Here is an 11,514-nt window from a genome sequence, read left to right as displayed (position 1 = left end):
CCTTGTTTAAAAAATACTTTGACGCGATTTTACAGGAAGGGCGGACCGTCAACCTTCAGATGCTGTTCAGCGCGCCCTTGCGCTGGGGAGTTGCCGTTGCGGTTGTAGCCGTGGGAGGCTATCAGCTGATTGAGGGGAGACTGACCCTTGGAACCTTCGTGGTCGTCCTTCAGCTGGTGCTGCAAATTATGGATAAAATCCATTGGCTGTTCGATTATGTCATGATGATGATCGCGCGCTTCGCTTTAATCGACCGCATCGAAGCTTTCAATGGTATACCGCAAATCGATAACGGTACGCAGCCGCTTAGCGGCGAAGTTCAATCCATCCAGTTCCGGAACGTCAGCTTCGCCTATGAGGACAAAAATATACTTAAAGGCCTTACCGCCGCCCTTCCGGTCGGAAAGAAAATCGCGTTCGTGGGCGCAAGCGGCGGAGGCAAATCGACCGTGGCCCAGCTTCTCACCCGCTTCTACAATCCAAGCGAAGGCGAAATTCTGGTGAACGGCATTCCGCTTACCGATATTCGGCGCCAGGACTGGATGAGCAGGATTGCAATCGTATTCCAGGAGCCTTACCTGCTCGCCGACACGATCCGGCAGAACGTGCTGTTCGGCCGGGAAGACTCGGATGAACAGCTTGCCTTCGTGCTGCAGGACGCGCAGCTTCTTGATACGGTAATGAAGCTGCCGAACAAGCTGGATGAAACCATTGGGGAACGGGGCATTCAGCTCTCCGGAGGCCAGCGCCAGCGTCTAGCCTTGGCTAGAGCGATGCTGAGAGATCCCGATATTCTCATCCTGGATGAAGCCACATCCGCTCTTGATTTGGAGACGGAAAGGAAAGTACAGCAGCTGCTGGATGACAAGCGTTCGGGACGGACAACGATCATCATTGCGCACCGGTTGTCCACGGTAATGAATGCCGACATCATCTTCGTCATGAAAGATGGTCAGGTCGTTGAGGAAGGCACACATGAGGAGCTGCTAAGAGAAGGCGATCTTTATCCGGAATTGGTCCGTACCTTCGAAAGAGAAGCCAAAGACTTGGTAAGCGCGTAAGGAGCAGTCTTCGATGATTCGAATAAAAAGGTTGGGCAGAAGTTCATTCTGACCCAACCTTTTTTTGCGCTCCCGCGTTCTTATTCCTAGCTTCTCAACCATACTTAACTCATGTCTGCTGCCCGCTCTTGATTTTCGTCTCCCGATATTGAGTGGGAGCGACACCAAGACGTTTCTTAAATGCTTTCGAGAAGGAGAAGATATCGGGGTAGCCGACAGAGTGGGCAATTTCGGACAAGGTATAGGAGGTCTGCTCCAGCAATGACCGGGCCTCCTTCATCTTCAAGTCCTGGATAAACTGAATGGGTGTGATTCCGTAAGTCTTGCGGTACTGTTTGGTAAAATGGGTGCGGTCTATGCCGACATACTCCGCAACTCTTTCAACTGTAATGCCCTCCGCATAGTGAATCTCCATATATTCATGCCCTTTTTGAAGCCACGAGACATCCCGCAGATCATTACGAGCAGAACTGTCAACCGCAGCAGAGAGCTGGTCGAAGATACGGTGGAATAAGATAAGCCGTCTCAGGTCCGTATCATTATCCGAATTCACCAATCTGAAGAAATCCCACATCAGTTGAATCGCTTCGGATGTTAATACACCCGCCGCATGCGGGCTGTGCATAGTCAGCCCAATCTTCTCAAGCAGCATTACAGCCTGCCTCCCGTCGAAGGCAATAAATACTTTGCGGAGCGGATCATCCGGACGCGTGTAATATTCATGAATGACCTGCGGAAACAAACAGAAAATATCATTTGGGCGGAGCTGAAAGGTTTGCTCATTTTGATGAAACGTCCCTTGCCCTTCCAGCACAAAAAGCAAATAATAATAGGGCGTCGTTCGGGGGCCAATATGATAATTCGGTTTGGCAATATTATGTCCAAGGCGAATCGGCCAAGCGGCTCCGGACTTTTCAAATACGGAAGGGGTAAATAGGCGCAGCTCCAAAAACTCATGATTATCTTCGATCATCTTGTCTTTCATATAACTGACCTCTTTTTACAATGCGTCTCATTTTTATAAATAATATATAATTTCTATAAGGTTCACAATGCCTTTCATTCACTCTTTTATTCCGCAGCAATCATTCATCATGACTTAAAATGACAAACGAGAACAACTTAAAATGACATTTACTTGCGAATATCCGGGTTGATAATATATAAAACATAGTAAACCAAGTAAATTTATTGGACATTGACTAGACCACTAGAGAAGCTGATAATAACATACTGTTTGCTAGCTAATAACCATTTAAGGAGTGTACATACGATGAACAAGAGAGCTCTCCTGCTTACGCTGCCCGCGATCCTGCTGGTCCTTTCCATGCTGTTAAGCGCCTGCGGTGAAAACGCCAATAGCGGCGAAGCATCCGAAGTCGAAATCAAATTCCCCAGCATATGGGTAGCCAAAGATTCCAAAGCCGCCACGTTCGCTCAAATCGTCAAAGATTTCAACGAACAGAATCAAGGCAAGATCAAAGTCGTCGTTGAAGAGATCCCCGATTACGGCGCCTACAAGGATAAAATCCGCACCAATATTACGACGGGGACAGCGCCGGATATTTTTTCCTTCGATAATCCCGCGGACGGGGAGTTCTATTACAAATCGGGAAATTTGGCCGATCTTACGCCTTATCTGGACGAGCAGTGGAAAAGCACGTTCCTGGATCATGCCTTTGACAATGCCGCATATGGTGGCAAAGTGTACTCGATTCCGTTCGAGTTCGGCGTAACCCCGGTATTATACAATACCAAGCTGTTTAAACAAGCGGGCATCACCGGTTTCCCCAAAACGTATACCGAGCTGTTCGCCGCTTTTGACAAACTCAAAACCGCAGGCATCGCTCCCGCAACGCAAATGACCGGAGGCGACGGATGGGTCTCCATGCTGTGGTACTCCCAGCTCGTGTCCGCAATTGGCGGACCGGATGTGTACAAACACGGATTGGACGACCCCGCTTTTGTACAAGCCGCCGAGGTGCTGAAAAAGCTCTTTGACTACACTACCGGAGATGCTGTCGGACTGGACAATGCAGGCGGCCACTTTTTAAATCAGCAAACCGTTGTATTACTTAACGGTCCCTGGTTTATCGGCCGAATCAAAAAGGAAGGCATTGATCAATTGTACGACTCCGTCGAGGTAGCGCCTGCCCCCGTGTACGAAGGCGGGAAAGGACAACCCGGGCAGTATATCGGTTTTACCCAAGCAAGTCTGGCCGTAGGCAAGCAAAAGGATAAAAAGAAAGAAGAAGCCATTGTGAAGTTTCTTAAATACTTGACCTCTCCGGACAATGTGAAGAAAATATCGCTGGATTCCGGATCACTATTCGTCATTAAATACGAGGTTACTAAGGATGATAAATTGGAACGCCTGCAAACCGAGATGAAAAAAGGAATGGAAGCCGCGCCATACATCATCCCCCATTTCCGGGCAAGCGTGAGCCCCGCCGTCGGCGCGGAATTCCCGCAAGCGTTAAGCGGTCTGGTGCTTGGAAAATATACGCCGGAACAGTTCGTGGAGCAGCTTAAACAAGCCGATTCAAAATAAATCCGGCACACTGGAAACTGAAGTAAAGGAGGCAGAACATGCAGCGAACCACCCATTTCCGTACAGGCGCTATCCTTTTTCTACTGCCGGCCTTACTGCTCTTTGCCGCCTTTTTTCTATATCCTGTCGGATATGTCGTCGTTGTCAGCTTAATGAAATGGGATGGGATGAGCAGTCCCGGGTTTGTCGGCCTCCGAAATTACAGCGCCTTGTTTCAAGATGAAGTATTTCGGATCTCCATTCGCAACAATTTGATCTGGGCCTGCGCGGAGGCGTTGATTCAGGTACCGCTTGCCATCCTGGTCGCCCTGCTGCTGGCCCGAAAGCCGAAGGGCTGGAAGCTGCTGCGAACGATTTATTTTTTCCCCCATGTCATCTCGGGTATCGCAATTACGATGTTGTGGGGAGCCATCTATAACAATGAACGGGGATTGCTTAACGGCTTTCTCCGTTTGATCGGATTGTCCGAATGGGAGCATAACTGGCTCGGAGGGCTGGACAGCGCGTTCCCTTCCGTACTCGTGTACGGATTGCTGTATATCGGCTATTTCATGGTCATTATTTTGGCGGATATCTCTTCGGTTTCGCAGTCCTACTATGAGGCGGCAAGCATTGACGGAGCGACACGCACGCAGCAGGATTGGTACATCACGCTGCCGCTGATTAAAGGAACCATAGCTACTTGCGTTACGCTTGCGATGGTTAACGGACTTCGGCAATTCGAGCAGGTTCTGCTTCTGACAAATGGCGGTCCGGCCAACAGCACCTCGGTCCTTGTACTTTATTTATATAAAGAACTGCAGAACTTCCATTACGGGACGGCCAATGCTTTGGGCACGGTGCTGATTGTTCTGGGTGGTCTGATTATTCTAACGGTACGCAGATTATTTAACGCCGCCAAATATGACATGTAATTCAGGAGAAGTCTTATGAAAATAAATGCGCTGCTTGAAAAGTTATTTTCCCGGACCATTCTGTCCTTGTTTCTTGTCTACACGCTCTTCCCCATGCTTTGGCTTGTCATGGCTTCGCTTAAAACAAATGTCGAACTGCTTGGCGATCCTTTCCGGTTCCCCTCTCCGCCGCAGTTCGGCAATTATGTGAATGCGTTCAAGTCGGCGCACTTGGCTTTGTTATTTTCAAATTCGGTTATAATCAGTTTCTCGGCAACAGCCTTGAACGCCCTGGTTGCATCCATGGCCGCCTATGTGCTCTCCAGGTATAAGTTCAAGTTCGGACCGGTTATATTTTCAACCCTGATCACGGGGATATTGGTGCCGGTTAGCGCGCTGATGGTTCCGTATTTCACTTTAATTCGGACGCTCGGCCTCTATGACACCAAGCTGGCACTGATTTTAACGTATACGGCGATCTCGCTTCCGCTGTCCGTCTTTATTATCAAAGGTTTTATGGATTCGATTCCCGGTGAGCTGGAGGAGGCCGCGCTGTTGGACGGGTGCGATTTCTATCAAAAGTTCTTTAGAGTGATTGTGCCGATTTCCCGCACAGGTATCGTGACCGCGGCGACGTTTCAATTCTTAAGCAGCTGGAACGAGTTCCTGTATGCGATGCTCCTGACTTCCTCCGAACAGGTGCGGACTCTGCAAATGGGCATTCGTTTTTTCGCCAGCCAGTTTACAACCGATTTCACCTCGATGTTCGCGGCGATTATCATCAGCATTATTCCAAGCGTTGCGATGTACAGCCTGTTTCAAAACCAGATCATTTCCGGACTTACGCAAGGCTCCGTTAAAGGCTGAGCGGATCGGCCGGTTCTACAAACAAAGGGGGCTCTGAGTCATTTTAATTATGGCTTTGGAGCTCTCTTTTTGCCAAGTTTATATTTAAATATATATCCAACTCCCATTTCTTAAAATATAAATTATCCCGCTAAAAATCTACTTTTTTCTCTCTCCCCCTCTTCCAATAGGATCTGTTCATCATCTATAGAAAAGACGTAAATTGACAAATCAAAGTTAACGCGAATTGACATTCCCGATATTCGAAGCGCTTGTTACAATCAGTATATAAATTTATTCCTATAAGTTTTATAGGAATTCGACCGGTTCACCGGAGAAATTAACGAGAAATGCTGTCATCAAGTTACGACATAAGGAGGCTATCATGAGCTTGCATACAGAAGAGATTCGATTTGGCTGGTTTTTGCCGACATCCGGCGACGGCCGCTATGTGGGGACTGCTCCCGAGAGAGAACCCTCGCTTGATTATTTAATTGAGGTAGCGCAGATGGCGGAACGCTCCGGCTTTGAGTTCGTTCTGATCCCGACAGGCGGATCATGCCTTGATTCATGGGTAGTCGGATCAGCAGTGATGAGCCACACGACTCGGCTTAACGCCCTCGTAGCGGTCAGACCCGGATTAATCGCCCCGGTGCTTGCGGCTCGCATGGCCGCTTCTCTTGATCAACTGTCAGGGGGGCGGGCCATGATCAATGTCGTTACCGGGAGTTCGGTTCAGGATCTGGAGCAGCTCGGCGATCCGCTCGCCCATGCTCATGATGACCGGTACGAACGGGCTATGGAATACATGCAGGTGATGAAGCTTGCCTGGACCGGATCGGCCGGATCCGCGTTATCTGAATTCTCAGGCGAAGCCGAACATGGCTCTGCCGCAGCCGCAGATTCTTTTGAAGGAAAGTATTATCAATTTCGCGGCCCGGTTCACACGCCGATTGCGGTACAGCGACCGCATCCCCCGCTCTATCTGGGAGGAAGCTCGCTGATCGCCAAGCAAGCTGCGGTTCAGCATGCGGACACCTTTCTGATGTGGGGCGAGCCGCATGAATGGATTGCAGAGCAGATTGCCGAGATGGAGGATGTTCGAAAGGAGGTTCTCAGAACTACAGGAATTGACCGTAAACCGAGGTACGGATTGAGGGCGCAGGTACTTATACGCGACACCGAGGAAGAAGCCTGGGCAGCTGCGTGGAGCTTGATCAGCCACGCCTCACCGGACACTCTGCGGCAAGCGCAGCAATCTTTTTCCAAGACAGACGCTGCCAACCAGAGCAGACAGAACGAGCTCAGGGAACAGTCTGCAGCGAACGACTTCGTCTTAGGTCCGAATCTGTGGAGCGGCTTATCCCTTGTTCGCTCGGGAGGGGCGATGCTGATTGTCGGTACAGCGCAGCAGGTTACGGATGTGCTAATCCGCTATGCGGAAATCGGTGTAAGCACCTTTATTCTTTCCGGTTACCCCCATTTGGAGGAAGCGGATAACTTTGGACAACAGGTCCTCCCGCTGTTCCGCGAACAGTGGAGTCAGAGGCGTTAACTTTAATCTACTTTAATCTTAAAAAATGAAGGCTGGGGTGAATGCGGATGTGTGCAGTTACAACTCACGCTTCTGGACAAAGAGAATTAACATTACGGGAAGTTATGGATAAATACAAGGATGTATCTCCTTTTGTCATTATTAAATCGGATGTTACCCGCAGGTCGTTTATCTATACGGACCGGGCGCTGGGAGCGCTGGACAAAAGCAAGCATCAGTATCAGCAAAGAGTGCTGATCGGCTCCAACGGAGGTGAGAACGCCGCCGTTCCGGTTTCGCTCCTGCTCAGGGACGGAACTTCGATTATCGGAACGCCTTCCAAGACGGCTAAGAACCCTTACGTGGTCGATGAGATCGACGGCAAGCTGTATTTGACCGATCAGGGCGAAATCGTGGAAGAGGTACACTATTGGTACAAGCCGGATTATTATGACAAGTTCACGAGCTCCGGTACTCCGATGTGGCAGGTAGCCTCTTCCAGGCCGCAAAGGCTAGACATCGACCCCAACAGCCACTGCCACTTCTGGAACAAGGGGAACGGCTGCAAATTTTGCAATATCAACGCCAACTCCACGCAAAGTGAGAAAGAATGCAATATGTCGAAGCAGCTGACAGCGCAGGATGTCTACGAGACGGTGAAAGAGGCTTTGAAACAGCCGGGCGCTTTTACCAATCTCAAGATGAGTTCCGGCTCCATTCTCAGCGGCGCGGAAATATTCGATGACGAAGTGGACATGTACATTGAAATGCTGCAGGCCGCCGGAGACAATTTCAAAGACAAGAAATTCCCCAGCACCATCGTTGCCTCTGCTTTCAGCGAGAAACAGCTTGCCAGACTGTACGAGAATACCGGACTGATGACCTACACCTCGGATATTGAAATCCCGAACGAGGCATTGTTCGCCTGGATTTGCAAAGGCAAGCATAAGGAAGTCGGATATTCCGAGTGGAAGCGGAGAATCATCCGGGCCGTCGATATTTTTGGTGCCGGAAATGTCAGCAGCGGAATCGTCGGCGGATGCGAAATGGCGCAGCCCTATGGATTTACCAATGAGGATGACGCGCTGAAGGCTGTGCTTGAAGAAGCGGAGGATTTTGCGAGCCAGGGAGTCAGTGTCGTTCATTGCGTATGGGTGCCCATGCATGGTTCGGCCTTCCATAACCAACAGAATCCTTCGCTGGAATACTACGTGCGGTTGGCCAAAGGCTTAAGCGACCTGAGAAAAAAATACCTTTTGAATGTCGATATGGACAACTACAGAAAGTGCGGCAATCATCCGGATACGGATCTGGACAGAGGAAATTTAGATTAAAGGAGGAACGATGAAACTCATGTCTATTTTAAATGAAAGAATTCAGGCGCTTCTTCAAGATTCCGGGGCGGCGAAAGTTCTGGCAACCGTCGATAAACAAGGCATCCCTCATATCGTATCGGACCCTAGTATTTCAGTTAACAACGAAGGACAGATCATTTATCTTGAGCTGATCGAAACGTCCCAGAGCAATGTGAATCTCGTGAACAGCATCTGGTTCAAGCGCAAGGTCGCCATTCATCTCACCAAGGGAGAAGAAAGCTATCAGATTAAAGGCTATCCGGCTTATTCTATGATTTGCGGCCCGGTGTTTGAGCATTATTACAAGCTCTCCCTGGAAAGAAATCCGGAGTTTGATTTGTCCACAGTCTGGATCATTGAGCCCGACGAGATTACGGATGATTCTTACGCTGCCCGCAAAAATAAAGAACGTGAGAAGCATCCGCTTATTACGCATCTGGACCGGCTGGCAAAATAATTCATGCAGCAGTAAACAATCTATCAGTTGGAGGCTGTGCTTATGTCTGTAAAAGGAAGCTATCTCTTTACATCTGAATCTGTTACGGAGGGTCATCCGGATAAAATATGCGACCAGATTTCCGACGCTGTCTTAGACGCGTTTATGGCTAATGATCCCCATGCCCGCGTTGCCTGTGAGGTCTCCGTGGCTACCGGTCTTGTGCTGGTCATTGGAGAAATCAGCTCGAAGTCCGGATATGTGGACATCCAGTCCATCGTCCGCAATACGATTAGGGACATCGGCTATGAGCGGGCCCAGGACGGTTTTAATGCCAATAACTGCGCAGTGCTGGTGTCGCTGAACGAACAATCCGCCGATATCGCCATGGGTGTAAATGCCGCTCTGGAACATCGGGACCCAGCTCAAGTGGCAGAAGAAACCGCGAATATCGGAGCCGGCGACCAAGGATTGATGTTCGGATTCGCCACTAATGAGACACCGGAACTGATGCCGCTGCCGATCGCTCTATCCCACCGGATCGCGCGCCGTTTGTCTGAAGTCCGCAAGAACGGATTGCTTGACTATCTGCGTCCCGACGGAAAAACCCAAGTAACGATTGAATATCAGGATGGCAAACCGAAACGTATCGACACCATTGTCGTATCCGCCCAGCATGCCGAAGAGATCACTCTGGAGCAGATTCAAGCGGATATCAAAGAGCTTGTCATTCTGCCGGTGGTACCGCGCGAGCTGCTTGATCAAGATACGAAATATTTCATCAACCCGACCGGCCGGTTCGTCATCGGCGGACCTCAAGGGGATGCCGGTCTGACTGGACGCAAAATCATCGTGGATACCTACGGCGGTTATGCCCGCCACGGCGGCGGAGCCTTCTCCGGCAAGGACCCGACGAAAGTGGACCGTTCCGGAGCCTATGCCGCCCGTTATGTTGCCAAAAACATTGTCGCCGCAGGCCTCGCCGATACCTGCGAAATTCAGCTGGCCTATGCCATCGGGGTGGCCAATCCGGTATCGATTCACGTGGACACCTTCGGCACAGGCCGAATTAGCGAAGACAAGCTGGTGGAGCTGATCCGCGAAAGCTTCGATCTGCGTCCGGCAGGCATTATTCAGATGCTGGACCTGCGCAAGCCGATATACAAGCAAACCGCAGCCTATGGCCACTTTGGCCGGAAAGACCTGGATCTCCCCTGGGAGAGAACGGATAAATCCGAGCTGCTGAAATCACAAGCAGGGCTGGAAGTATTTAATACGTAAGTGTGGAGTGGCTTTCCATTGAAGGTGAAAACACCCGTATATCAGCCGGACACCGGATTCAGGTGTTCGGAGGATAGCGGGTGTTCTGTTTTTTGGAGTGATACAATCTTGCCTGCGTTCAGACACTTGCTTTATGCAGTCACCCGATTCGATTGAGTAACACGACTTCTTCTTCCCCCGAGAAAATAATTACTGCTTAACGCCAATAAAATAAAACCTACTGTCGTAACCACGATACCGGAACAATTAAAACGTTCCATTTGAGAATGCACAAATTTCAGAATAATGTCTGGCGTCGCATTAACAACTACGTACTTGTACGTTTCTGAAGCATCATTAGTAATGATGAATTTAGACTGAATGGTATGATTCAAAAATTAGAGAGGAAGTTTAAACATAAACAATAACAAATAAAGGCCTATGGCGGATCTTGCTTGCCGAGGAAGATTGTCGGATTTTGGCTATTTCCGCAAGTTCGGGCAGCAATAATAAGTTAGTAAGCGAAAAGCTATTCATAGAGAAGTTAGTCAATCCAAAATAAAATGAAATGAGGGAGAATAATAAACATGGAGAAAAAACTTGTTCTAGAACCGGAAGCACAAAATTTTGTTGAGGCTACAGCCAATCCGCCATTCTTATTCGAGCTAGGACCGGAGCAGGGGCGGATTGCGGTCGACGAAGCCCAAGCGGGCGAGATTCAAAAGCCAGACGTGGACATTGAAGATATCAGCATAACAGGTGGCCCAAGCGGCCATGTATCCATTCGGATTTTACGTCCGAAACTCATTGCTGAGAAGAATCTGCCTGTCATTCTGTACATACACGGTGCAGGTTGGGTGTTCGGCAACGCACATACCCATGATCGGTTGATCCGTGAACTGGCCGTGAAGAGTGGAGCTGCTGTTGTATTCCCGAATTACAGTCTGTCTCCTGAAGCGAAGTATCCTACGGCAATTGAAGAAATCTATGCTGTCCTGCAGTGGATCGTAGAGCAAGGCAAAGAACATGGGCTTGATTCGGAACACTTGGCTGTAGCCGGCGATAGTGTCGGCGGAAACATGACTGCGGCAATCACGCTGATAGCCAAAGAACGCAGTGGTCCTGTTATAGGTCAGCAGCTCCTTTTCTACCCGGTTACGGATGCTTCATTTGATACGGAATCCTACCATCAATTCGCCGAAGGATACTTTTTACGCCGGGACGGGATGAAGTGGTTCTGGGATCAGTATACAAGCGATTCTGAGGAAAGAAACCAGATTACGGCCTCCCCGCTGAGGGCAACTACCGAGCAGCTTCGCGGTCTTCCTCCTGCTTTGATCATTACAGCCGAAGCCGATGTCCTACGGGACGAAGGTGAAGCTTATGCGAATAAACTTCGAGAAGCTGGTGTTGATGTCACTGCGGTACGCTATCAAGGTATAATCCATGACTTCGTTATGTTGAATGCACTGTCGGACACTGCCGCGGCCAAAAGTGCAATATCTCTGGCCAGCGCTTGGCTGAAAGACGGGTTTCAATAACCCTACCGATAAGAGGATGTACCTCAACTAGCTGGCA

At 49.5% G+C, this 11,514-nt stretch carries 10 protein-coding genes; 9 read left to right on the top strand and 1 reads right to left on the bottom strand.

Features of this window, described 5'->3' with window-relative positions; translation table 11 throughout:
* On the top strand, positions 1-1,061 hold a 1,061-nt coding region (locus G5B47_RS25170), incomplete at its 5' end, for an ABC transporter ATP-binding protein (RefSeq protein WP_165104209.1).
* 109 nt (positions 1,062-1,170) lie between these two features.
* Here the strand turns inward: G5B47_RS25170 and G5B47_RS25165 are convergent.
* A complete protein-coding gene (locus G5B47_RS25165; protein WP_165104207.1) occupies positions 1,171-2,046 on the bottom strand; it encodes an AraC family transcriptional regulator in 876 nt (291 codons plus the stop codon).
* Positions 2,047-2,334: 288 nt separating this feature from the next.
* On the opposite strand from G5B47_RS25165, the gene G5B47_RS25160 reads away from it, so the two are divergent.
* The 8 genes from G5B47_RS25160 (at position 2,335) to G5B47_RS25125 (ending at position 11,477) form a co-directional block, all read left to right on the top strand.
* Positions 2,335-3,612: an ABC transporter substrate-binding protein gene (locus G5B47_RS25160; protein ID WP_165104205.1), complete on the top strand. Its 1,278-nt coding sequence runs from the start codon at positions 2,335-2,337 to the stop codon at positions 3,610-3,612.
* Positions 3,613-3,650: 38 nt separating this feature from the next.
* Positions 3,651-4,526 (top strand): carbohydrate ABC transporter permease, encoded by an 876-nt coding sequence (locus G5B47_RS25155; RefSeq protein WP_165104204.1) that lies wholly within the window; start codon positions 3,651-3,653, stop codon positions 4,524-4,526.
* A gap of 15 nt (positions 4,527-4,541) precedes the next feature.
* Entirely contained in the window at positions 4,542-5,372 is an 831-nt protein-coding gene (locus G5B47_RS25150) for a carbohydrate ABC transporter permease (RefSeq protein ID WP_165104202.1), read from the top strand.
* 364 nt (positions 5,373-5,736) lie between these two features.
* The gene (locus G5B47_RS25145; protein WP_165104200.1) at positions 5,737-6,906 is read left to right on the top strand and encodes an LLM class flavin-dependent oxidoreductase; all 1,170 of its coding nucleotides are present in this window, start codon (positions 5,737-5,739) and stop codon (positions 6,904-6,906) included.
* A gap of 104 nt (positions 6,907-7,010) precedes the next feature.
* A complete protein-coding gene (locus G5B47_RS25140; protein ID WP_206107542.1) occupies positions 7,011-8,219 on the top strand; it encodes a radical SAM protein in 1,209 nt (402 codons plus the stop codon).
* Between the two features lie 19 nt (positions 8,220-8,238).
* On the top strand, positions 8,239-8,697 hold the full coding sequence (locus G5B47_RS25135) for a pyridoxamine 5'-phosphate oxidase family protein (RefSeq protein WP_165104197.1): 459 nt from the start codon (positions 8,239-8,241) through the stop codon (positions 8,695-8,697).
* A 42-nt stretch (positions 8,698-8,739) separates the two neighbouring features.
* The gene (metK, locus tag G5B47_RS25130; RefSeq protein WP_165104195.1) at positions 8,740-9,957 is read left to right on the top strand and encodes a methionine adenosyltransferase; all 1,218 of its coding nucleotides are present in this window, start codon (positions 8,740-8,742) and stop codon (positions 9,955-9,957) included.
* 566 nt (positions 9,958-10,523) lie between these two features.
* Positions 10,524-11,477 carry an alpha/beta hydrolase gene (locus G5B47_RS25125; protein ID WP_025334478.1) on the top strand — a complete coding sequence of 318 codons (954 nt, stop codon included), beginning with the start codon at positions 10,524-10,526 and terminating at the stop codon, positions 11,475-11,477.
* The last annotated feature ends 37 nt before the right edge of the window (positions 11,478-11,514 follow it).

This window comes from Paenibacillus apii (assembly GCF_011043685.1).
Lineage (GTDB): Bacteria > Bacillota > Bacilli > Paenibacillales > Paenibacillaceae > Paenibacillus_AQ > Paenibacillus_AQ sabinae.
The sequence above is the reverse complement of the archived record's forward strand: the minus strand, read 5'-3'. Positions and strand labels throughout refer to the sequence as shown.